General features: G+C 71.1%; 26 protein-coding genes, 3 pseudogenes and 1 riboswitch. Of the genes and pseudogenes, 16 read left to right on the forward strand and 13 right to left on the reverse strand.

Features of this window, described 5'->3' with window-relative positions:
• Window positions 1-117 precede the first annotated feature (117 nt).
• From AC07D6_RS32140 to AC07D6_RS32150, 3 genes and pseudogenes are all read right to left on the reverse strand, one after another.
• Window positions 118-297: pseudogene (locus tag AC07D6_RS32140) on the reverse strand (IS5/IS1182 family transposase); the annotation flags it as partial.
• 268 nt (window positions 298-565) lie between these two features.
• Window positions 566-1,048 carry a hypothetical protein gene (locus tag AC07D6_RS32145; RefSeq protein WP_479050267.1) on the reverse strand — a complete coding sequence of 161 codons (483 nt, stop codon included), beginning with the start codon at window positions 1,046-1,048 and terminating at the stop codon, window positions 566-568.
• A 257-nt stretch (window positions 1,049-1,305) separates the two neighbouring features.
• A complete protein-coding gene (locus AC07D6_RS32150) occupies window positions 1,306-2,334 on the reverse strand; it encodes a radical SAM protein (RefSeq protein ID WP_479050269.1) in 1,029 nt (342 codons plus the stop codon).
• 257 nt (window positions 2,335-2,591) lie between these two features.
• Between AC07D6_RS32150 and AC07D6_RS32155 the strand changes: the two genes are divergently transcribed.
• Window positions 2,592-3,524 carry a hypothetical protein gene (locus AC07D6_RS32155; protein ID WP_479050272.1) on the forward strand — a complete coding sequence of 311 codons (933 nt, stop codon included), beginning with the start codon at window positions 2,592-2,594 and terminating at the stop codon, window positions 3,522-3,524.
• A gap of 240 nt (window positions 3,525-3,764) precedes the next feature.
• On the opposite strand, the gene AC07D6_RS32160 is transcribed toward AC07D6_RS32155, so the two are convergent.
• A protein-coding gene (locus AC07D6_RS32160; protein WP_479050346.1) for an IS5 family transposase occupies window positions 3,765-4,624 on the reverse strand; the annotation gives its coding sequence in 2 pieces (ribosomal slippage) (window positions 3,765-4,258 and window positions 4,258-4,624; 861 coding nt in all).
• Between the two features lie 82 nt (window positions 4,625-4,706).
• On the opposite strand from AC07D6_RS32160, the gene AC07D6_RS32165 reads away from it, so the two are divergent.
• Window positions 4,707-5,063, forward strand: coding sequence for a hypothetical protein (locus tag AC07D6_RS32165; RefSeq protein WP_479050274.1), 357 nt, complete (start codon window positions 4,707-4,709; stop codon window positions 5,061-5,063).
• 35 nt (window positions 5,064-5,098) lie between these two features.
• Here AC07D6_RS32165 and AC07D6_RS32170 read toward each other — a convergent pair whose 3' ends face one another.
• Complete coding sequence (locus tag AC07D6_RS32170; RefSeq protein WP_479050276.1) at window positions 5,099-5,287, reverse strand: hypothetical protein; 189 nt, start codon at window positions 5,285-5,287, stop codon at window positions 5,099-5,101.
• A gap of 62 nt (window positions 5,288-5,349) precedes the next feature.
• Complete coding sequence (locus tag AC07D6_RS32175) at window positions 5,350-5,592, reverse strand: hypothetical protein (protein WP_479050278.1); 243 nt, start codon at window positions 5,590-5,592, stop codon at window positions 5,350-5,352.
• A 297-nt stretch (window positions 5,593-5,889) separates the two neighbouring features.
• Between AC07D6_RS32175 and AC07D6_RS32180 the strand changes: the two genes are divergently transcribed.
• The 6 genes from AC07D6_RS32180 to AC07D6_RS32205 all read left to right on the forward strand — a co-directional run bounded on the left by AC07D6_RS32180 (window position 5,890) and on the right by AC07D6_RS32205 (window position 8,397).
• The gene (locus AC07D6_RS32180) at window positions 5,890-6,387 is read left to right on the forward strand and encodes a hypothetical protein (RefSeq protein ID WP_479050280.1); all 498 of its coding nucleotides are present in this window, start codon (window positions 5,890-5,892) and stop codon (window positions 6,385-6,387) included.
• A 175-nt stretch (window positions 6,388-6,562) separates the two neighbouring features.
• Entirely contained in the window at window positions 6,563-6,823 is a 261-nt protein-coding gene (locus AC07D6_RS32185) for a type II toxin-antitoxin system prevent-host-death family antitoxin (RefSeq protein ID WP_479050282.1), read from the forward strand.
• On the forward strand, window positions 6,820-7,065 hold the full coding sequence (locus AC07D6_RS32190; protein WP_479050284.1) for a type II toxin-antitoxin system RelE family toxin: 246 nt from the start codon (window positions 6,820-6,822) through the stop codon (window positions 7,063-7,065). Before AC07D6_RS32185 ends, AC07D6_RS32190 begins: the two co-directional genes overlap by 4 nt.
• A 102-nt stretch (window positions 7,066-7,167) precedes the next feature.
• Window positions 7,168-7,344 (forward strand): hypothetical protein, encoded by a 177-nt coding sequence (locus AC07D6_RS32195; protein ID WP_479050286.1) that lies wholly within the window; start codon window positions 7,168-7,170, stop codon window positions 7,342-7,344.
• 205 nt (window positions 7,345-7,549) lie between these two features.
• Window positions 7,550-7,861: a hypothetical protein gene (locus tag AC07D6_RS32200; protein ID WP_479050288.1), complete on the forward strand. Its 312-nt coding sequence runs from the start codon at window positions 7,550-7,552 to the stop codon at window positions 7,859-7,861.
• Between the two features lie 164 nt (window positions 7,862-8,025).
• Window positions 8,026-8,397 carry a hypothetical protein gene (locus AC07D6_RS32205; protein WP_479050290.1) on the forward strand — a complete coding sequence of 124 codons (372 nt, stop codon included), beginning with the start codon at window positions 8,026-8,028 and terminating at the stop codon, window positions 8,395-8,397.
• A 36-nt stretch (window positions 8,398-8,433) separates the two neighbouring features.
• Here AC07D6_RS32205 and AC07D6_RS32210 read toward each other — a convergent pair whose 3' ends face one another.
• From AC07D6_RS32210 to AC07D6_RS32220, 3 genes are all read right to left on the reverse strand, one after another.
• Window positions 8,434-8,619, reverse strand: coding sequence for a hypothetical protein (locus AC07D6_RS32210; protein WP_479050292.1), 186 nt, complete (start codon window positions 8,617-8,619; stop codon window positions 8,434-8,436).
• A 62-nt stretch (window positions 8,620-8,681) separates the two neighbouring features.
• Complete coding sequence (locus AC07D6_RS32215) at window positions 8,682-8,819, reverse strand: hypothetical protein (RefSeq protein ID WP_479050293.1); 138 nt, start codon at window positions 8,817-8,819, stop codon at window positions 8,682-8,684.
• Between the two features lie 361 nt (window positions 8,820-9,180).
• The gene (locus AC07D6_RS32220) at window positions 9,181-9,486 is read right to left on the reverse strand and encodes a hypothetical protein (RefSeq protein WP_479050295.1); all 306 of its coding nucleotides are present in this window, start codon (window positions 9,484-9,486) and stop codon (window positions 9,181-9,183) included.
• A gap of 118 nt (window positions 9,487-9,604) precedes the next feature.
• Between AC07D6_RS32220 and AC07D6_RS32225 the strand changes: the two genes are divergently transcribed.
• Complete coding sequence (locus tag AC07D6_RS32225) at window positions 9,605-9,763, forward strand: hypothetical protein (protein WP_479050297.1); 159 nt, start codon at window positions 9,605-9,607, stop codon at window positions 9,761-9,763.
• Window positions 9,764-9,838: 75 nt separating this feature from the next.
• Here the strand turns inward: AC07D6_RS32225 and AC07D6_RS32230 are convergent, their stop codons facing one another.
• Window positions 9,839-11,446, reverse strand: coding sequence for a S8 family peptidase (locus AC07D6_RS32230; RefSeq protein WP_479050299.1), 1,608 nt, complete (start codon window positions 11,444-11,446; stop codon window positions 9,839-9,841).
• A gap of 726 nt (window positions 11,447-12,172) precedes the next feature.
• Here AC07D6_RS32230 and AC07D6_RS32235 point away from each other — a divergent pair.
• The 3 genes and pseudogenes from AC07D6_RS32235 to AC07D6_RS32245 all read left to right on the forward strand — a co-directional run.
• Window positions 12,173-15,229, forward strand: coding sequence for a LuxR C-terminal-related transcriptional regulator (locus AC07D6_RS32235; protein WP_479050301.1), 3,057 nt, complete (start codon window positions 12,173-12,175; stop codon window positions 15,227-15,229).
• Between the two features lie 213 nt (window positions 15,230-15,442).
• The gene (locus AC07D6_RS32240) at window positions 15,443-15,817 is read left to right on the forward strand and encodes a nuclear transport factor 2 family protein (RefSeq protein ID WP_479050303.1); all 375 of its coding nucleotides are present in this window, start codon (window positions 15,443-15,445) and stop codon (window positions 15,815-15,817) included.
• Between the two features lie 60 nt (window positions 15,818-15,877).
• Window positions 15,878-15,957, forward strand: a riboswitch (ZMP/ZTP riboswitch).
• A 26-nt stretch (window positions 15,958-15,983) separates the two neighbouring features.
• Window positions 15,984-16,112, forward strand: a pseudogene (locus AC07D6_RS32245) (bifunctional 5,10-methylene-tetrahydrofolate dehydrogenase/5,10-methylene-tetrahydrofolate cyclohydrolase); the annotation flags it as partial.
• A gap of 648 nt (window positions 16,113-16,760) precedes the next feature.
• On the opposite strand, the gene AC07D6_RS32250 reads toward AC07D6_RS32245, so the two are convergent.
• Both AC07D6_RS32250 and AC07D6_RS32255 read right to left on the reverse strand, forming a co-directional pair.
• A complete protein-coding gene (locus AC07D6_RS32250; RefSeq protein ID WP_479050305.1) occupies window positions 16,761-16,946 on the reverse strand; it encodes a hypothetical protein in 186 nt (61 codons plus the stop codon).
• Between the two features lie 62 nt (window positions 16,947-17,008).
• Entirely contained in the window at window positions 17,009-17,260 is a 252-nt protein-coding gene (locus AC07D6_RS32255) for a hypothetical protein (protein WP_479050307.1), read from the reverse strand.
• A gap of 493 nt (window positions 17,261-17,753) precedes the next feature.
• Between AC07D6_RS32255 and AC07D6_RS32260 the strand changes: the two genes are divergently transcribed.
• From AC07D6_RS32260 to AC07D6_RS32275, 4 genes and pseudogenes are all read left to right on the forward strand, one after another.
• Entirely contained in the window at window positions 17,754-18,011 is a 258-nt protein-coding gene (locus tag AC07D6_RS32260) for a hypothetical protein (protein WP_479050309.1), read from the forward strand.
• 8 nt (window positions 18,012-18,019) lie between these two features.
• A complete protein-coding gene (locus tag AC07D6_RS32265) occupies window positions 18,020-18,388 on the forward strand; it encodes a PIN domain-containing protein (protein WP_479050311.1) in 369 nt (122 codons plus the stop codon).
• A gap of 237 nt (window positions 18,389-18,625) precedes the next feature.
• Window positions 18,626-18,838 carry a hypothetical protein gene (locus AC07D6_RS32270; protein ID WP_479050313.1) on the forward strand — a complete coding sequence of 71 codons (213 nt, stop codon included), beginning with the start codon at window positions 18,626-18,628 and terminating at the stop codon, window positions 18,836-18,838.
• 318 nt (window positions 18,839-19,156) lie between these two features.
• A pseudogene (locus AC07D6_RS32275) lies at window positions 19,157-19,360 on the forward strand (hypothetical protein); the annotation flags it as partial.
• Between the two features lie 858 nt (window positions 19,361-20,218).
• On the opposite strand, the gene AC07D6_RS32280 reads toward AC07D6_RS32275, so the two are convergent.
• Complete coding sequence (locus tag AC07D6_RS32280; RefSeq protein WP_479050315.1) at window positions 20,219-21,217, reverse strand: zeta toxin family protein; 999 nt, start codon at window positions 21,215-21,217, stop codon at window positions 20,219-20,221.
• Window positions 21,218-21,409: the final 192 nt, after the last annotated feature.

Raw genomic sequence — 21,409 nt, forward strand, 5'->3', positions numbered from 1 at the left:
AACCCACCCCCACCACCGGCTCACACCGTCACACCGGTTCCACCCACCAAACCAACCAGCAGGCGAACGAAAACAACCTAAATCACCGGTATTGCGGCTAGAGATCGTCTTCAAAGGTCAGATCCAGAGCAGGATTGAGGCGATGGTGACGGCGGCTTGGTAGGACTCGCGGGTCTTGTCGTAGCGAGTGGCCAGTCCGCGCCACTGCTGGAGTCGGTTGAAACAGCGTTCGACGACGTTGCGGCGGCGGTAGAGGCATCGGTCGAAGCCGGGCGGTCGTCCGCCGCGGCTGCCGCGGGGGTAGTCCCTCCGTACGGGCTCGGTTGGCGATGCCCCGGTGGTCGTCCCTGCGCCCGCGGGGGTAGTCCACGGTTCCGCCGGGACCGGCCGACCACGCGGACCGCAGCGTCGGCTGCCGGGCCGGTGAAAACCAGGGAGACGGTCTCACCCGGCTACTGCCAAGCCCGCGTCGCCCACCAGGACGCCGTAGCCAGCCTGCCCGAACGAGGCGTCGACCCGGCCGTCGCCCGCGCCGCCGAAGAACAGATCCGCGCCCTGCGCGAACTCAGCCGACGAACAGGCCCCGCGTCAGGTCGTTCCGGCCGGGCCGATGAAGACGAGGGAAAGCGCGTCGACCGGCTACCACCGTGCGCTCGCCACTCACCGCGCGGTCGCCACGCCCCGCCAGGAGGACCCGGGTCTTGCCTCCGCCGTCGACCGGCAGGAGCAGATCCGCCGCGAGCTCACCGCCACCGTTTTCCCCGACATCGAGCAGCACCAGGAGGACGAGGCGGTGGCGTCGCTCGAGGACGTCCGGGCCCAGCAGCGGCAGGCTGGCGAAGCCGTTCGTGCAGCAGCAATCCGTCGGGCCCGCGTCGACCGTAGTGGTCAAACCGGTGCGGCCAACGCTCTTGCACTGCGTCAAGTTGGGTGAAGCCTGCCGCGATCCGTCCTCGTTTGCGTTATAGACCTGAGCATCTCCTACGGTGCGGTACATCCGCACCGCACGCTCACGCAATTCGAGCGAGTACTTCCTGGGAACAGCCATGGTCGATGTTCCTCTCATGAGAACCATCTGACCTGCTGACAACATGCTCCGCACCTCGGGGGAACCTCACACCGAGCACGGATCGCCTCGGTCAGCGCACCCCGATCGATGTGCCATCCGCCCGCATCCCCCTCGACCACCACCATGAACGTCATGAGCAGGATCTATCAGATGCCCATGACAGGGCGCTGACCGGCAGCTACCCGAAGTTGGAATGGGCTCAATACCTCAAGAACCGACCCAATCCATTGACCTCATCATAGCGAGTGCAAAGGACAGTGCAGTTCTTCCGCAGGCAGGGTTGCGAACCCCTTCATCCAGGGCCGCATCTTGTCGTTGTCGATTGCAACCCGACCATCTTCAGTGATGCGACCTACCGTGTTCCGATCGTCGTACAAAGCGACCGTACACTTGCCGACGCGCCCATCTGCCCGGATCACGAAAGAATTTGGTTTCGCCGCGTAACAGATTTGCGACTCGGTTCTGCCGTGCGCAAAGGATTGAGTTTCCAGGCGTAGGCGTTGCTCAAAAGAGGCGATCACGTCACGCTTTTTCCGAGAATTAAAAACCTCGATCTTGTGATCGTTCTCTCCTCCTAGTCGGTTGACCGATTTGAAGGCCACCTTAAAACGACTGTCGCCAGAAAATGATTCATTGATGAGCTCAATGAGCGAGTAGAGACGATCTGCTGTAACTGGCGTGAAGTGCAGGCGCAGCATCACCTCAAACGAGAGATTACTGTCACGCAGAGACAATAGGTTATGCCAGATTTCGGAGAAGGTGCCGGATCCGTCTGCCTTTACTCGCGACTCGTCATGGACATCCGGCGGCCCGTCAAGGGAGATCTGAAACGAACGCACGCCAAGTCGGGTGAGTGTTGTCGCGGTGTCCTCATCCAGCAGATACCCATTTGTCGTCATGCTGCTCGAGTAGACGACAGACGGGGCTGATTCAAGTGATGAATGAATATGTTGGGCGATATCAAAGACAACCGGCTTTGCTGTCAAAGGCTCGCCGCCAAACCATTCCACAGACAAGAAGTCGAGTTGCTCGATGCGTCGATCAATGAATGCCTTCCTTGGTTGCGGCAGGCGGTTGAGGCCAGCTGCTCCAGCTCGTGCGAGGTTCTGCTCGGCGGCCTGTCGTTCCAGGCAGTGGCGTCGGGACCTGCGGTTGCGTATGCCGGTGGCCGCGGAGTTGAAGGGTGTGGGCCGGGCTGAGTGCCCTGAGTGCGGGGCGGCTTGGGTGGCGGGGGTGGACCGTCGACGTACGACCGCGTATTTCATAAAATACTATAAGTAGTTTCTCGCTCTACCGATAACCCCATTAACTCATCTTGCGCCCTTTTGGATATGCCACGGGAGATTTAGCTTTGAGTTATAAGGCGCTCCGGCGGCCGGTTCGACTGCATGAGCGAATTCCTCCTCCTGGGGAGGAAACGGCATGCACTCGATTCGCGGAGCCTTCACGCTCAGCCTCGACGCAGGGCGAGGACGTGCTCGTGAACGCCACCTCCACAGAAATCATCAAGGGGTGATGAGGCATGGCCCAGTTCGAGGACAGCTCCTGTATCAGGTTCATCAAAAAGAACGACGGCAATCCTGGCAACAAAAAGAAGTGGCAGGCCGAGCCGATCATCGACCCGGACGAGTGCAACGCGCTGACCTGTACCGAGTCGGGCCTGCGCGTCCCGCAGACCAGCGTCACCGGAACCTCCGGCCAGAGCCCCAACGTCAACGATACGATCGGCGTCGTCGTGACGCCCCCGGCCGCCAGCGACTGCCCGCAGACCTACACGGTCAGCGCGCACGCGATTCTCGACCCGGACGAGTGCAACGCACTGACCTCCACCGAGCAGGGCCTGCGTGTCCCGGAGACCCGCGTCACCGGAACCTCCGGCCGTGCGCCGGGCCGCATTGCCAACTCCTGGCGGTCGGTCGATGTCGTCGTGAACGGCCCGGATGCAGGTGACTGCCCGCAGACCTACACGGTCCAGGCATACCTGACGCCCCACCACGGCCAGGCGGGACCTGTCCCCGACGTCAACCTGTTGCCGACCCGCACCAGCAACACTTGGGCGGACACCGCCCTGCGGGTCACCCTTCCCGAACCGGGGGTATATCTGGTGGTCGGTGACATCACCACACACATCTGTGCGACCGTCCACGAGGCCGGAAGCACCAACCTGTGGACCACGGTGCGCCTGGTCGATGAGACCGGCGTCGACCTCGGGCGCCGCCACTCGGCCCAGCACCAGTTCACGGCAGCGACCCGGCTCCAGCACTGCACCAACGGCCCGACACCGCTGTCCAGGCTCATCACCGTGACGCCGACGCAGGGGTCGCGAACGGTCCGCGTACAGGCGGGCCTGCGGGGCGGCAGCCCCGGCAACGGGCTGACCGGCGGGTCCACCATCCAGTCGTCGGAGTTCCGGGGCAGCGGATCCCACCTGACATACGTCAAGATCAGCGACTGAGGCCACCGGTGCGCTGCCCCGGCCGACGACGCTTCAACGGCCGGGGCAGCCAGGGAACACATCGAATTTCCAAGCGGCTGGGCCACCACCGCAGGGTCGTCAAGAGGACGGTGTCCTCGCTGGCGGGGTATCGGCGCCTACACCGCCACTACGAGCGCAAGGCCCAACACCTCCTGGCCTTCGTCGGCATCGCCGCAGCACTCATCAGCCACCGCCGACTCACCAAACTAGGGTCCGTCTTCAAAGCGATCTTGCCCAGAGCAAGAGCGACGCCAGGCTGACCGCTGCCTCGTAGGAGGTGGCGGTATTGTCGTATCTGGTGGCGATGCCCCAGAAGCCCTTGAGGTGGTTGAAGCACCGTTCGACGGCGTTGCGACGGCGGTAGGTCTCGCGGTCGAAGCCTGGTGGTCGGCCGCCTCGCCGGCCGCGGTTGCGGCGGTGCTTGCGCTGGTCGTCCTTCTCGGGAATCGTGTGCGCGATTCCGCGTTTTCGCAGGTAACCGCGGAATCCACGGGAGCTGTATGCCTTGTCCGCGATCACATGGTCGGGGCGACAGCGGGGCCGGCCGAGGCCGCCGCGGGGAACGCGGATACGTTCGAGCAGGACACGTGCGCAGGTACTGTCGTGGCGCTGGCCCGGCGTGACGAGGATGGCCAGGGGGCGGCCTTTGCCGTCGCAGGCGAGGTGGACTTTCGTCGTCAGTCCGCCCCGGGATCGGCCGAGGGCGTGATCGTCCGGTTCGTCCTGCCGGTGGATCCCCCTTTTCGACCGGTGGCGGCGGCGTGCTGGTGGGCGCGGACGATGGTGGAGTCGATCTGGACCAGCCAGTCGATGTCCCCGGCGGCGTCCGCCCGGGCCTGAATCTGCTGCAGGGCCCGGGTGAACACGCCGTCGATCGCGTAGCGGCGGAAGCGGGTGTAGACCGTCTGCCAAGACCCGTAGCGTTCGGGCAGGTCACGCCACGAGATCCCGGTACGGATCTTGTAGACCATCCCGTTGATGACCTGGCGGTCTGACACGCGAGGCCGTCCCGTCGCGGCCCGCGGTATCAGCGGAGCGAGCAACTCCCACTCCTGATCGGTGAGTTCGTGGCGGCGTATCACCCCACCATGATCCACCACCCGATGATCTTTGAAGACGGACCCTAGTTTCCGCGCCTCTCGTAGGCTCGTTGAGCTGGGTATGAGTATTTCGACCGGCGGCTTCGCCGCTCCGCGCGATGCCGCAGACACGATCGTCGACGAGATTCTGCACCGCCGCCTCATCGCCGAGGACGTCCGCCGCCAGGACCGGCGCCTTCGTGCCCAGCAGGACAGCCCTTGGTTTGGGCGCCAGGATGTCGTCCGGCGGATCGAGGCCGAAGTCGAGGAGCGCGGCCTGCTCGTGGCCCTCGGTATCCTCCTGGGCGGCGAGGACGATCCCGAGGCGTACGTCCAGGAATCTGTCCAGCGCCGCCATCTCACCCCCACCGTCCCCGGCGGGGCCGCGGCCGGCGACGTCGTCCTCTCCCGCGAAGGCCTCGCCCTCAAGCTCAGCTGAATCGCCGGCGCCGCGGCCCCGCCGTGCCGGGACGGCTACGGGGTGGGCAGGCGGCGGGCGAGGTCGGCGGCGAGTTGCCCGGCCGCCCAGCCGCGCCCGTCCGGATCGAGCTCCTCCAGGAGCTGGAGGTGTTCGATCGCCTCGCGGGCTTCGGTGTGGGTGAGCAGGGGGAGGCGGGGTTCGTCCGGGTAGGTGCCGGTCACCGGCTCGGTGTCGTGGTCCACACCGTCTTCAACGGCACCTCTGCGGGCCGGGGCACGGGACGGGCCATGCGGGCCGGCCCCCTCTACGCGGGTCGGGCCGCTGGGAGTTCCTGCAGGTCGCTCTCGTAGGTCCAGCGCCTCACCGGGTACGTCTCGCCGTCGACGGTGGCAGTCAAGGTGAGGACGGCGTTCGGCGTGCCGTACCGACCGAGCCACTCCACGAATCGCCGGTCGGCCGTCTCGGGTCGGCCCCAGAGGCCGAGGATGGCCGGGCCGCCCGGGTGGAAGCGGAGCACCACCTCGTACTCGACGTTCGTGTGGTCCACGATGGGGGCCTTCCTGCGCTGGTCAAGGTGCTGGTGCCCGGTAGGGCAGCGTCGGCTTCACGGGCGCGGCCCCGCCGGGTCTCCTTCAGCGTGGCACACCGGCTGCTCCTTGCTGCGGGCCGGCCCGCCGGAGCACGGGCGGCGGGCGGCCAGCCGCCGCTCACGCCCCAGCCGACGTCGGCGCGTCCCCGTCCGCTACGGGTTTCCGGCCGTCCTGGCCGACCGGTGCGTCGCTCGTGCGGATGACGCAAGAGCAAAAAGCCCCGGGCCCCAGACGCTCCGGCGACACTGCGGTCCGTGTCCTCTTCCTCCGCACCGCGCCGGGCCCGCTTGCTCGGCGCCCTCGCCCTCCTGGCCGCCGTCTGCGTCAGCGGCTGCTCCACCGACTCCCCGCCGCAGCACTCCGAGCGCCTGCAGAAAGCCGCCGGCCTGAAGACCTTCCACATCGAGACCACCAAGGACCTGTGGGAGAAGACCTCGGACCAGACAGGCAGGGACGGCCCGGACCTGGAGCTGAAGACCACGGTCAAGGACCTCGACAACGGCCTGATCCACGTCGAGCTCACAGGGGTGCACCTGGCGAACTACCTGCGGATCTTGGACTACATGGCCCACGGCGGTCCGGACTCGAAGCGCTTCGGCCGGCACCGCAGTGCCGAGTCCGTCCGCATGTACGACGAGATCGCCGGCGTACTCGACGGCGTCACCAAGCGTCCCGACCCGAAGGACCCGCCCCCGCGCGTCGTCGTCGACGACGCCTTCATCGACGCGAAGCACACAGAGCCCGGGAAGTAGCGGACATGGCACCGCCGACCGCGGCCGACCCTCGCCGCACGACCAACAGCACGGGCACGCACCCGTACCCAGGCTCGCGTGGAGGGAGCCCGGTGAGCCACGCCCCGCGCATCGTCGCGCCGGCGCCGGCCCCGGCGCGCTGTCGGAACGTGCACACCTTTGTAGGGTGGCGCGCATGACGGAGACGACCTACTCGATCGTGGAAGCCGGCGCCCGGCTGGAGGCCATCGCGCGTGAGGTCAACGTCACCCGCGAACCGGTCGCCATCACCGACCACGGACAGACCCTCGCGGTACTGGTCAGCCCCGCCGACGCCCTGGAACTTCAGGAGCTGCGGGCCCTGGTCGCCTACCGCGACCGCCAAGGCCGCGGCGAGGATGCCGGCCTCCCGCACGACGAGGCATACCGGCGCGTGTTCGGTGAGGACGGGACGTGAGGTACGAGGTCATCTGGGAGCCCGAGGCCCTCACCCAGGCGGAGCGGCTCGCCAAGGACGACCCCGCCGGGGTCCGGCAGGTGTTCACCGCCGTCGACCGCCTCGCCGACAACCCCCAGCCCGACGGCGCCTTCGGAGCCGGCGGCGTACTGCGCATCCACGTCGGCCGGTACCGGGTCATGTACGAGGTCGACGGCCGACGCATCCGCGTCAGCGTCATCCACCTCGGCCGCGTACGGTGACAGCGCAGGCCGCTCAGCGAGCTGGGCGGCCTGCACGTGTCTCCGGGGAAACTCGATCGGCTCCTCCCGCGGGCGGCCTCCCGCCCCGTACGACCCGCGGGCGTGCGGGGCGGGGCCGGCTCAGGTGACCGCACGGCCCCGATCGAGCAGGCCCGCGCGCAGCGGCGCCGCCAGACCGCAGTGACCGAGGCCGCCGCCCTGCGCCGGGCCCGCGCCGAGCGGGCCAAGGAGTTCACCCGCCTTCGAAAGCCCCGGCCCGAGACCGGCACAGAGGCGTGACCGTACGACCCGGGAGCGAAGGGGACGACCGCTGGACTACGGTGCAGGGGCGACTACGGTCACCCCAACGGCGGAGCGCCGGACACAGGGAGGGGCAGGTCATGAGCAGCGATATCGGATGGGGCTACGGCGATGTCGGCTGGGGTGTGGCCGCCCCGGAGCGGAGCCGCCGGCGCGCGGCCATCGGCTGACCGAGGAGAGCTTCGTGGAACGCTGCGGATTAACCGTCGCCCTGGCCGCCGAGGACATCGAGCGGTGGAACGCGGTGAAGTACGCCATGTACGAGGTCGAACCCGTGATGGGGTGCTTGCTGGCGCCCCTTCACAGCGGGGACCACGCCACGCTCGTACAGTCCAGCCTGACGCCCGACCGGGATTGGTGGGCGCTGTGGAAGACCGGCAGCCCGTACCGGATCGTGCACCTTCCCCGCTGCACCGTCGAAACCGGTCTCGACGACGGCGAGCCGAGCACCTGCGACCTGTACGGCTGCCACGGCGGCGAGCACGAATGGAGCTGACCAGACCCGCGCTTCGGCGGGTCGCCGGCGCCTTCGCCGACGCTCCCGTCTCGCTGCCGGTGCATGCCGAGGCCGGCATCCTCACGGGCGGGCAGAGGCCCGGCGGAAGGACTGCCGGGCGGTCTGGCAGTGTCCCTGCGGCCGCGCGCGGCGTTGGGGGCGGCATGGGGCTGGTGGACCGGGCAGGGTTCGGCATCGAGGAGCGCGCGGACCGGGCGGCGGAGGCGGCGTGCGAACTCGCGGACGCCGCGGCCGGGTCCGGCTGGAGCGCGGCGGCCGCCGACGACGCCCTGGCCGCGATCGACATCCTGGTCGCCGCGCTCGCCCAGATCGACCCGGAAGCCGGCGAAGCCCTGGCCGTAGTGACGGCCGCGACGGCCACGGCCCGCCGGCGCCTGGGCCTGCCGGTCGACACCGAGCCGGAGACGGACCCGTCCACGACTCCGACGGCGGTGCCCGCACCACGCACCGGGCGTCGGCCCCGGCGCCGTGGCCTCGGCCCGGGGTTCCAGGGCATCCTCGACCGGCCTGGATGAACCGCCGGCACCCCGGCCCCCACTGGGCCGGGACGGCTACGGGGCGGGCAGGCGGCGGGCGAGGTCGGCGGCGAGCTGCCCGGCCGCCCAGCCGCGCCCGTCGGGGTCGAGCCGCTCCAGGAACTGCAGATACTCGATCGCCTCGCGGGCCTCGGCGGCGGTGAGCAGGGCAAGGCGGGGTTCGTCCGGGTAGGTGGTCACCGGCTCGGTGTCGTGGTCCACACCGATCTCAACTGCGCTCCCCAGGGCGAGGGCACGGGACGGGCGGTGCGGGCCGGCCCCTTCTACGCGGGCCGGGCCGCTATGAACTCCCGCAGGCCGCTGTCGTAGGTCCAGCTCTTCACCGGGTACGTCTCGCCGTCGACGGTCGCGGTCAAGGTGAGGACGATGCCCGGCGTGCCGTAGCGCCCCAGCCACTCCACGAACCTCCGGTCGGCCGGCTCGAGACGCCGAGGATGGCCGGTCCGCCCGGGCGGGAGCGCAGCACCACCTCGTACTCGGCGTTCGCGTGGTCCACGGCGGGCCTTCCTGCGCTGATCGGGGGTGCCGGCGCCCGGCGGGGCGGCACCGGCTTCACAGGCGCGCCCCCGCCAAGCATCTTTTCAGCGTGGTACACCGGCCGTTTCTCGCTGCGGACCGGCCTGCCGGTGCACCGTGTCCGTCTCCTTCCCTGACGATGTGGCGTTGTCCTTTGGGCGCGTGGTTGTTCCGTCGCATCGAGCCTTGAGCGGTTCTCAGCGAAGTCTGAGTACCGTCTATGCCAGGGGTCAGAGCGGTGCGTCGCTACGAACTGAATCCATCGGTTGCGCGTTCCGCAGCGGCTGCCGTCTTGGCGAGTGCGCGGACGACGAGCAGCGCTGTCCCCTCGTCGCCGATCCCCGTCGCCTCACGCTGCTTCACGATCATTGCCGCCGCCGCCTCCGCCGTGGCATGCGCCAGCGGATACTCCCCCAAGACGAGGTCCCGTCCGATGGTCTCGATTACAGCGTCGAGGGCGGGGACCACGTCGTACAGGTTCTTGGCGTCTGCCCACATCGCGTCTGGGCCCTTCGTTTCTTCGGTCACGTCCGCGATCTTCTCAAGAATCATGGGGCTTGCTGACAAGGGAGCCGCGTCCTCGATCCCTGCTCACCTGCTGCGTCGCAGGTGCGCGGCCCGAATCAGCGGGGGTCTCCGGGCCTTAGCTCAGCCGGCGCAGGCGCACGGCATGGCCTCCTCGGGCACCGGCACCCGCGGGACGTTCGACCTGACCCTCGCCTTTCGGACCGAACGCGAGAGCGCCGGGACTCTGACCGCCCTGTGGGACTTTTCGGAGGAGGAGCGCCTGGTGGACACGGTCACCGTCCCGCTCGCCCTGCGGCCCTGACGGGTCGGGCGGCAGGGCGGCGCCGGCCGTCCCCCGGGGAAGTGGGGGCGCGGTCGGCGCCTGGGGTCCGGCGGCTCAGAACTGGAGCGACCAGGCGTTGATGTAGCCGGTGTCGTTGGTCTCGTTGTCGCTGGCCCGCAGCTTCCACGTGCCGTTGGCGGCCTGGGAGGAGGCGTCGACCGTGTACGTGGCCTGGACGTGGTCGGCGCTGTCGTTGCTGTTGTAGTCCTTCAGCAGGTACGCGGAGCCGTCGGGGGCGATCAGTTCCACGCGCAGGTCACCGCGGAAGGTGTGCCGGATGTCCACGGTGACGGACAGGTCCGCCGGGGCGTTGCCGCTGACGCCGGTCACCGCGAGGGGGGACTCGACGGTCGCGTGGTCGCGGATCGTGTAGTCGCCGGTGTTCTCGAAGCGCGGTCCGGTGGGCGGCGGGGTGGTGCCGTCGGAGCCGGTGTACAGCAGGCGGTTCGGGGAGCCCGTCCGCGCGTCGGTGACCTTGTCGGCGGTGGCGTCGGCCACCAGCCGGTCGCGGACCTGGGCGGGGGTCCACGTCGGGTTGGCGGAGAGGATCAGGGCCGCCGCTCCCGCCGTGTGCGGGGAGGCCATGGAGGTGCCGCTGTCCGGCCGGGACGCGGTGTCGCCCGTGTGGGAGGTGGAGAGGATGGAGTCGCCGGGGGCGAAGATGTCCAGGCAGGAGCCGTAGTTGGAGCCCTGGCCGTTGTTCCAGCCGGTGGCGCGGGCGTCCCTGCTGTTGGTGGCGCCGACGGTGATGGCCGACGGGGTGGAGGAGGGGGAGTACTGGCAGGAGTCGGCGTTGTTGTTGCCCGCCGCGACGACCCAGGTGACGCCGGAGGAGATGGAGGCCGCCACCGCGTCGTTGACGGACTGGTTGCGCCCGCCGCCGATGCTCATGTTGGCGACCGCGGGCTTGGCGGCGTTCTTGGTGACCCAGTCGATGCCCGCGAGGACCGGCGCCCAGCTGCTGCCGGAGTTGCCCTGGCAGTTCAGCACCCGCACGCTGACGATCTTGACGCCCTTGGCCACGCCGAACGAGCTGCCGCCGACCGTACCGGCGACGTGCGTGCCGTGTCCGTGGCAGTCGGAGGCGTTGGAGTCGTTGTCGATGAAGTCGTACCCGCTGACCGCGCGGCCGCCGAAGTCGCGGTGGCTGAGCCGGACGCCGGAGTCGAGCACGTACGCGGTGACGTTGGACGCGGTGGTGGCGTACGTGTAGCGGGAGTCCGTGGGCAGCGAGCGCTGGTCGACGCGGTCCAGGCCCCAGGACGGCGGGTTGGTCTGCGTGTCGGCCGCGTACGCGACGCCGTCGGCCTCCACCCGGGCGACGGACGGGTCGGTGGCCAGCCGCTTCGCCCGCTCCTCGGACATCGTGACGGCGAAGCCGCGCAGGGCGGTGGTGTACGTGTGGGTCAGGCTGCCCCCGTGCCGCTTGGCCAGGGCCTTCGCGGACGCGGGTATGTCGGTGCGGGACACCGAGTCGGCGAAGGTGACGATGTACGACCCCTCGACGGCCCCGGGGCGGTCCGCGCCGACGATCCGGCCCTCGCCGCCGGGCGGTACGGGTGTGGTTTCGGCGGCCCCGGCGGTGGTGGCGGCGCCGACGAGCAAGGCGGCACTGGCGCCGACGGCGAGCAGTCGCCGTACGGCGCGAGCGTCGAACTCCATGGTTTCTCCCTTGAGAGCGGTCCGGACCTGACTGGTCCGGGGGTGGTGCGGTTCGCGGGTCCGGGAGCGGCGAGAGGCGAGGCGAGACAATGAAGGACATGCACATGACAAGCCCCGATGTCTTTCATCCCCCTTGCCCGGCGTCGAGCGGACCGGCGTGCGGCGCCCGGCGTGCGGCCCCCGACGCCGGGCGGCCTTCCGAGGCCGGGGTCCGACGTCCGGGCGCATGCCCCGGTCCGCGCCGTCCGTCGTGGGACTTCCGCGGGCGGTGCCATGGCGCCGCACGGGAGGGACCCGTGCGGCACCGGGCCGGGCCGTACCGGGGGTTGCCCGTGCGGCGCCGGGTCGAAGCCACGTCGTACGGCCGCGTGGAGGTGCGGCCGGTGCCCGCGCCGGGCCCTGGCAGCGGGCCCGTCGGGACGCGAGGCGGACGACGTCGTCCGACCGCTGAAGCTTCGGCTCGACGGCGGGGACCGAGCAATCCGTAGCGCTACCCAAAAAGTGGCGCCGGGCGGCGGGCCGGACGGACGGCCCCTTCCCTGGGCGACGAGCCGGGGCCTGCCGGGGATTCGCTAGGTGGTGGACCCCTATTGCACCGGTGGACGTGAGCCGGTAGACCACCCTCCACCCGGTCGCACGGAACCGAGTCGTGGCCGGGCGGCTGTGGACGTGGCCGGTGGACGGCGCGACGGACTCCGGTGCGACCGGTGTGGAGGGACGGGCAGCATGGAGGAGGAGTCAGTGGACAGCCCCGCCGGTATTGGACGCCCCGCCTGCCCCGACAGCCCCGGCCACCCCCGCCCAGCGCTTCCCGCCGACCTCGGCACGCCCGCCGAACTCCCCTGCCGTACCGGGCCCGCGGGCCCGACCGGTGGCGTCGGGACCGTCGGGCTGGTCGGGCGGGACGCCGAGGTGCGCCTCCTCCGGACGGTGCTCGCGCAGGGGCCGTGCGTGGTGGTCGTACGGGGCGAGGCCGGGGTCGGCGCGTCCCGCCTGGTGGACGAGCTGCTGGCCGACCCCGCGTGCGCCGGACTGACGCACCTGCGCGGAACCTGCCCCGACTCGACGCAGCAGGCGCCCCTCGCGGCGATGACCGACGCCCTCGCCGGGCTTCCGTACCGGCCCGGCCTCTGCCTGCCACCGGTGACCGGCGTCGTCGGGACGGTCGTCCCCGAGCTGGCGGACCGGCTGCCGCCACACCCTCCGCTCCCCGAACCCGCTCTGCGCGACGGCCTGTTGGCACGTGGCGTACGGGCCCTGCTGGCGACGCTCGGCCCCGCGGTACTGGTCGTGGAGGACGTGCACGCGGCGGACGCCCGCACCCTGAACGTGCTGCACCGGCTCACGGCGGAGATGCCGCCGTCGCTCCGGCTGGTCGTGACCGAGCGCGCGGCCCCCGGCCTGCCGGTCCTCGGGGTCCGCGCCCACCCCCGGGTACGGGTCGAGGAGGTCACCCTGCGGCCGTGGAGCCCCGAGGAGACTGGGGAGTACGTCCGGCGGTGGCTCGGTGGGCGCCCCGCCGAACCGGAGCTCGCCGAGCTGGTGCACACGCGTGCGGGCGGGCTGCCCGCCGCAGTGGAGGCGCTGCTGCGCGAGGCGGGGCAGGGCGGCCCGGCCGCTTCCGGCGGCCACAGCCGCACGGTCCGTGCGGCGGACGTGCACGCGGTCGGCGTCCCGGCGGCGGTCCGCCGGGACATGGCCCGGCGGCGCGGCCCTCTCGACGAGACGGCCGACCGGGTCGTGGAGGCGGCCGCCGTCCTCGACCGGCCAGTCGCACTGGACGTACTCGCCGAGGTGGCGGGGGTGACCGCCGACGACGCGGAACGGGCCGTGGCACTCGCCGCACGCCGAGCGGTTCTCGGCGCCGACGGGCGGCACACGCGATTCCGTCACGCCCTGGACCGCGACGCGGTGTACGAACGGATCGCCGGGCCCCGGCTGGAACGCCTCGCCCTGCGCGCCGCACGGGCCCTGCGCCGGGCGGGCGGCCCGCTGCCGCTGGCCGACCTGGCCCGCCTGCACCGGGCGGCCGGGCGAACGGGGGAAGCCCTGCGATACCTGGAGGCGGCCGCCGACCACGCCGCCGCCCGGGGCGACTACGCCGCCGCGACCGCCCTCTACACCCGGGCGGTCACCGAGCAACCCGGGCGATCGCTCGCAGGCCGGCCGGGCGGGAGCGGCAAGACGCCGCGTGGAGTCGGGCCCCGTGTCCGTACGGCCGTGAAGCTCGCCCGTACCGCCCAGCTCGCGCGCGCCGGGGACGACGTGGTGAGCGCCGTCCGGCGGGTTCTCAAGGAGGACGACCCGCCGCCCCGGCTGCGCGGCGAGATCAGACTCCATCTGAGCGTCGTGCTGCGCAACCAGGGCGCGACGCCCCTGGACAGCCTCAACGAGATCGCCCGCGCCCTGCCCGATCTGGAGGAGAGCGACCCGCAGACCGCCGCCCGCGCGATGTCCGTGGCGGCCATCCCCTCCATCAAGGGGTGGCCGATCGGCCGCCATCGGGCGTGGCTGGAGCGGGTCGAGTCGGCCGCCCGCGCGGTGACGGACCCGGCGACCCGGGCGGCGGTCGCCGCGAACCGCGCCACCGCCCTGATGCTGCTGGGCGACGCACGGGCGTGGGCCGCCGCCGACGCGCTGGACCGCCCCGCCGCCTCGGCCCTGGAGGCGGCGCAACACGCCCGGGGGTGGGCCAACCTGGCGCACGCGACGGTCGCCCTTGGGTACACCGGGCGGGCCCGCGCGTTCCTGGACCGGGCCGCCGCCGGGCTCGAGGCCACCTCCAGCCCGTACCTGGAGGGACTCACGCACACCGCCCGGCTGGTCATCGGCTGGCACGAGGGGCGGTGGGAGGGGCTGCGCGAGGCCGCAGACCGCGTCACCCGGGCGTACGAGGAGATCCCCGATCTGACCGCCGAGGCGATGCTGGTACGCGGTCTGACCGCGCTGCACGTCCACGGCGACGTACCGACCGCGCGCCGGGACCTCGCCGAGGCCGCCCGGCTCACCCGCTACGACACAGGCTTCATCCTCACCGCGTCCGCCGCCGCCACCGCGCGGCTCCACCTGGAGGCGGGACGCCCCGGGCAGGCGGGGGACGCCGTAGAGACGGCCCTGCACCACCTGGACCGGACCGGCGGCTGGGTGTGGGCCACCGAAGTCGTGCCCATCGCCGTCGAGGCGCTGCACGGCAGCGGCCAGAGCACGCGGGCGCACCGGCTCGTCGAGGACTTCGCGGCGGGGACCTCGGGCCGCGACGCCCCCGCCACCGGGGCGGCGCTGACGGTGTGCCGGGCCCTGCTCGCGGAGGCGGAGGGCCGCTTCGGCACGGCCGCGGGGCTGCTGGCCCGGGCCGAGGCCGAGTGGCGGCGGCTCGGGCGCCCCTTCGACGCGGCGGGCGCGGCGGAGGTCCGGGGGCGGTGCCTGTTCCAGGCCGGGCACGCGGACGCCGAGGCAGCCGTCCACGGGGCGATCGCCGCCTACCAGGGCCTCGGCGCCCGCTGGGACGTGGCCCGCTGCCACCGGCTGCTGCGCCGCCACGACGTCGTCACCACCCACCGCCGGGGCCGTCTCGGCTACGGCGACCAGCTCTCCCCCCGGGAGGAGGAGGTGGCGAGGCTGGTCGCCCAGGGACGGGCCAACCGGGAGATCGCCGAGAGCCTGGTCCTGTCCACCCGGACCGTGGAGCACCATGTCGCCCGCATCATGCGGAAGCTGGACGTGGCGTCCCGCACTGACATCGCCCTCGCACACGAGCGGCTCGCCGACCGTGCGGACCGCTGACCGACGAGGAGTGCGCCAACCCGCACTTGGTGGTCGTCGACATCAACATGAGCTTCGCCGCGGCCATGAACGGTCTCACGGTCGACGGCTCCCGGCTGCCGAGCCCGTTCACACCGCCGCGCTTGCCGGAGCCGCCCGGGAGGAGGAGTCTCGTCAGGAAGGACCCGTGCGGCCCGCTCACGGGCGGGCCGCAGACGCCTGAAGGAGGTCACAATGGGCAACGCGCCATTCGACACCGAGACACTGCGTCAGGGCATAGAGGGTAACACCGAGGACGCCTTCTTTTCGCTGATGTCGCTCTACATGGAAGACGCCCGGGTCCGTTTCGTCGACAGTGATTTCCCGCCCAACGATCCCTACGTGATCCAGGGTGAAGACCAAATCCGCACGGCGCTGGCGGACATCTACACCAACACCGTGGACGTGACGAACAAGCTGGAGCAGTGCGTCGTCCAGGGCGACCACGCCGCCTTCAGCGAGTCCTCCGAGTTCCCGGACGGTTCCCGGCTCCTGGCCGTGTCGATGCTCACGCTGCAGGACGACGGCAAGATCACCGATCAGCTGATCATCCGGGTAGGGGGCCCGTAGACCCGGCCCGGTGGCGGAGGGACGGTGGTCCGAAGGCCGTACGCACGCTCGGTTACGCTGTACGCGGGCCGTGACTGGCGCTGAGGTGGAGCACCACCGGGAGCGGCCCGTAAGGTCAGCCGCGCGCCTGGGCGAGAAGAGTCGATCCAGCCCAGGAGTGTGCAGCATGACCCAGATCCAGGCCGCCCGTCTGATGGACGGCACCGCGCTCGCCCGCCGCATCGTGGAGGACACCGCGAGGCAGGCCACCACGCTCACCGGGCGCACCGGCACCGCGCCGTATCTCGCGACCGTGCCTGATGCGCCTTCGGGACGCCGGTCGCCTGCTGGCGTGCTCCCGTACGGCCGGGCGGGCGAGGAGCTGGCGGTGTACGGCGGGGACGGCGGTGACGCGCAGGGTGTAGCCCTGACCGCGTCGTACGGTGACGCCCTGGTCGAGCGCGGCCCGCTCGGCGGGCTCCAGCTCGGTGGCACGGAGGTAGTCGGCGACCTTGCCCGACATGTCGAGGGTGACTGGCAGCTCCGGGGCGGACGCGTCCTCCTTGATGGCGGTGTGGTCGGGCAGGAGGTCGGCGACGGCCGTGCGGATGGCGCCGCGGCTGACGCCGTGGTCGCGGGCGAGGGCGGCGATGGAGCGGCCTTCCAGGTACGCGGTGCGTACGTCGTCGGTCTTCGCGGCCGCCACGGCGGGGCGGCGCCCGCCCGCTCGCCTGCCAGGAGCCGAAATCGTCGAAGGTCGCTGTTCGGGCGCCCGCGACCAGGAATTCCTCATCGCCCTGATACCACCCGCATGACAACGCCTCTGCGACCTCCTGCATAAGTCGGGTAGCCGGGTCACGTTGACGTGACCCGGCTACCCGACTAAGTCGTCCTCTCCCGTAAAGGACTCGCTCTCAAGCCCAGCTGAACCGCCGGCGCGGCGGCCCTCGCCGTGCCGGGACGGCTACGGGGCGGGCAGGCGGCGGGCAAGGTCGGCGGCGAGCTGCCCCGCTGCCCAGCCGCGCTCGGGGTCGAGCCGCTCCAGGAGCTGCAGGTGCTCGATCACCTCGCGGGCCTCGGTGTGGGTGAGCAGGGGGAGGTGGGGTTCGTCCGGGTAGGTGCCGGTCACCGGCTCGGTGTCGTGGTCCACACCCTCCTCAACGGCGCCTCCCCGGGTCAGGGCACGGGACGGGTGGTGCGGGTCGGCCCCCTCTACGCGGGTCGGGGCGCCGTGAACTCTTGCAGGCCGCTTTCGTAGGTCCAGCTCTTCACCGGGTGCGTCTCGCCGTCGATGGTGGCGGTCAGGGTGAGGACGGTGCCGGGCGTGCCGTACCGCCCGAGCCACTCCACGAACCTCCGGTCAGCGGTCTCGGGTCGGCCCCAGATGCCGAGGATGGCCGGTCCGCCCGGGCGGGATCGCAGCACCACCTCGTACTCGACGCCCCTGGCGTCCGTGTGGTCCACGGCGGGCCTTCCTGCGCTGATCGGGGGTGTGGGCGCTCGGTGGGGCGGCGTCGGCTTCACGGGGCGCGGCCCCGCCGGGCGTCCTTCAGCGTGGCACACCGGCGGCTTCTCGCTGCGGGTCGGTCTGCCGTTGCGCCGGGCGGGGCGGTCAGGCGCCGTTCACGCCCCAGCCGACGTCCCGGGACAGGTCCCGGCCTGGTTCTCCGGTGGCTCCCCAGCCGACGTCGGCGTGCTCCCGTTCGCTGTCGCGATGCATGAGCATCCCCTCCCCGCTGTACGCGGCGCCGTCCGGGCGTGGTGGCGCCGACCGTACCCGAAGGGCCCGCCGCCGCGCGTCGTCGACGGTGCCTTCGTCGACGCGAAGCACACTGCTGCCGGGAAGTAGCGGACCTGGCCCCGCCGGCGGCGGCCGGCGGCCGGCGGGCGCGGCACCACCGATAGTATGGGTACGGGTACGTACCCGTACCCTTCCTTGTGTGGAGGGAGCCCGATGATGTCCGACGCCAATATCCGCATTCCCGAGGAAGCCCGTGACCGGCTCGCCGCCATAGCGGCGGCGGAGGGGATGTCGCTGCGCGCCTACCTGGCCCGGCTCGCCGAGACCCTCCTCACCCCCGACGAGCGCGCCGAACGGGCCGAGCAGGCCCGCGCCGCTCTTGAGGAGTGGGCCGGCTACGCGCCGACCCCCGCCCAGGAGCGGGACCTCGACAGCGAGCTGGACCGCCGCCTGGCCCGGGCGGCCGCCCGGTGAGCGACGCCATGCACATCGTCCTGGACGACACCGCGATGGCCGCGGCCGGCCAGGGCAACGTCCTTGCTTCCCGGCTCATCCACCGCGCCCACGCGCAGGCCGGCTGGTACCTGTACGCCCCGGCGTGCGCGCTCGTCGAAGCCGACCGGTCCAGGCCCGGCACGGCGGAGCACCTGGCCGCGCTGCCGGGCATCACCGTCCTCGAACTGGACCTTCCGGCCGCTTTGGTCGTGGCCCGGCACGACACCTGGGCGGCGGCACACTGCCAGTACGCGGCCCAGCCCACCCCCGACCGCCCCGACGGGGCGATCATCGCCACCACCGCCCCCGACCGATGGACCGGCCAACCGGTCCGCGTCCTGGACCTCACCCCCTGACCTCGGGGCCGGGTTACCTGTCGGCGCGAAGGCGGGCTTGGCGGGCCCGGACGAGTTCCTGCCACCGGGCGCGGACAGCTTCGGGCCCGTCGAGCCACTGGACGGGGGAAGCGTCGGGCAGGGGGAGGCCGGCCATGTGGTGGGCGATGTCGGTGAAGTCGGCGAAGTCGCCGGTGGCGGTGAGCGCGCGTAGCCGGCCATGACGGTGGCCAGGTCCTGGTCCTCGTCGCGGACGGCGTGGTGGAAGGCGAGGGCGAGCTCCACGAACCGGTGGAGGAAGGGCAGTCCTGCGGCCTCGATGTGGGTCCGCAGGCTCTGAGCGCAGGTGGTGACATCGCTGGTTCCGGCGTCCTTGATCAGGGCGACGACCTGGGCGAGGAGGGTATTGGAGCGCTGGTCGAGTCCGTCGAGAAGCTGGAACGCAAGGGCGAGTTCGTCGTTGGCGCGTAGCACAGTGCGGCCCGTCCGCGCGTGCTATCGCCCCCGCCAGTTGTCGAACACCTGCTGCACGTCAGCCTCGATGACATCTCGCAACTCGTCGTCGGTCGGCGTTTCCAGTCCCAGCGCGGCCGCGACACTGCGGTAGTGCGGTGCGAACTCTGAGTCGCCCGCTGCCAGCAGCGAAGACAGGAGGGCCTCGTCGGGCGGGGTTTCCTGGTCGACCAGGATCAGCGCCTGAATCTTGTCGGCAGCCGTCATCCGCGGCAGCGCCGAACCGAGCTGGCTTCTCAGGCGGGACCAGCTGGTGGCGAACTGCTCCCGTGCGGCATCGAGGGCTTCATCGAGACCAAGGTCAAGGAGGAGATCCGCGCCCTGCGCAACGCGGGCTTCGACATGGACCTGGGCGGCGACGACATCACGTCCGTCCGGTACCAGAACGCCAACCACTCCGTCCGCGTGAACGACGAGTTCATGAAGGCCGGGCAACGAACATGTGGGGCCCTTGGGGCGCCTGTTGCTGCGGCGGGCGATTTTAGGCAGTTGGCACACGTGATGTGCTGAATGCCACTCAGCTGAGGCTGGAGGGCTCTGATCTGCGGAAACGAACCACAGTCGAATAGTCATATAAATGACGTCGATCTAGGGTCTGGCACCGCGTTCCCTCAACCGCCGATCCGTTGGCCTGCAGTGGAACCGTCGGTTGACTCGCTGCTGACGAGAATCGGGCTCGACGGGGCCCAGCTAGTTGGCACCCAGTGCCCCGCGGGGCAGCGCCTTACGGGGAGTTGCACCGACCGCGCTGGTCGTACGGGCCGGGTAGGGTATGGCGCTATCGCTCCTCCTAGGTGCTGCGCCACGTCGTGGACGCCTGCAGGGCTCACGAACGTGGGGCCCTAGAAAGGAGGCGACCCGATGGCGACCACGCCGGAGGGGCACCACCGCAGCAAGGCGGACCGGGCGTACAACCTGGCTCGCTGGCTCGGGCCGGTCTACACGATCTACAAGATCGTGCGAGATCACCTGGGCTGGTAAGGGAAAGCCCCGGCCTAAAGGCCGGGGCCCCTGCTGCACGGTGTGTCCGAGGGCCTCATCCACCACTGCTTGCCGGCTACGGAGGATGGGGCTCTCGTTTTGCTGTGCCCGCGCGGCCCGGCCAATGTGGCGTAGGTCACCTAAGCGGGTCGCGATGCCCCAATCTTGCCTCGTGCGGTGGCGCGCTGGCGACTCCTGACCGCATGTTGGCCGTACGAGGTGGCGGGCAACGTCCCGCTATGGAAGCCGCTGACCGCCATTGTTCCCTTGTGAACGTGAGCTGAATCACATCTTAAGGGTGACGCGTTGCACAGGTGACCCCATGGTTGATTGGGCTAATTCGCCCGGGGTTCTGCACTAGAGCAGCACAGTGGGCCGCGGAACCGCCGAAGAATACCCGACCCCCCTGACAGCCAGGAGCGTCTCCCTGTGCTCGTGCGTGTCCCAGAGACGCGCGCCTACGACTGGTGGCGTAAGCGCTCCCGCCGTGCGGTGACGAGCGCGCGCCAGCGGCTGCGGACGGTCTGCTCGCTGTCGATCCACCGCGTGGTCGACGGTGAGTCCAGGGCCCGGCCGGCCATGTAGTAGGCGATTTCGGTGTAGTACGCGTGGTCGCCGCTCTGAGGGAGCTCGCGGAGGCGAGCGATGGCCGTCGGGCATCAACGGCCGGGCGAGCGCGACGATGTCGTCCAGCTCCTTTCGGTGCCGGGGGAGCACCCGGCGCAGGCCTTGGTGGAGACGGAGGAAGGCTGCGGCCTCCTGCTCGGTGTAGGGGCGGGAGCGTTCCGCGGCGAGTGCCCACGAAGCCCGTCCGGCGCCGCCGGCTTCGTGGCGCAGCAGGGCCTGGCCGTCACGGCGGATCACCGTGATGGCCGCGACCTGCGGATGCCGCTCGGCGACGGCGACGACATCGGCGAGCGCGCGAAAGCAGGTGTCGTGGCCCACGCGGCTGGTGAACCGGCCGGTGCCGCCGCGCTGCAGGGCACGGGCATAGCGCAGCGCGGTTGAGAGCCGGCTGTCGGCCTCGCGTACGGCCAGGACGACGAGCTCGACCAGGTAGCCGGCGGTCGCGAACGGCAGCGCGCTGGCGAGGAACTCCTCCACGCTGCCCGGAGCGGCCTCGATCAGGACGTCGCCGCGCCGGTCGCGGACGTACTGCTCGGCCTGGGCGAACCAGGCGCGGTAGTCGGCGCGGATCGCCGCCCCGGCGCCGCGGGGATCGTCGCGCAGCAGCCGGAAGTAGTCGGGGTGCTGGGCCTTGAAGTCGTCGCCGACCAGCCGGGTCGCCCCCGGCCGCATGGCGCGCTTGACCATCCTGGCGGCCAGCAGCTTGCCCGCACCGGGCTGGCCCAGCACGTAGATCGCGCGCGGATCGTCCCGGGAGACGATGCCGTCCGCTGGACGGCCAGACGCCGGTCCTCGCAGCGCAGGTCGCGGTGCAGCCTCTGATCGGTCCGCGCCAGATCCCGGCGGAAGACGGCCGTCTCCCGCGCACTCCAAGGCCGACGCCGCTCGTAGGCCATCGCGCGCTCGGCTGCCGGCCGACGC

It is taken from the genome of Streptomyces sp. NPDC045287 (assembly GCF_056432325.1).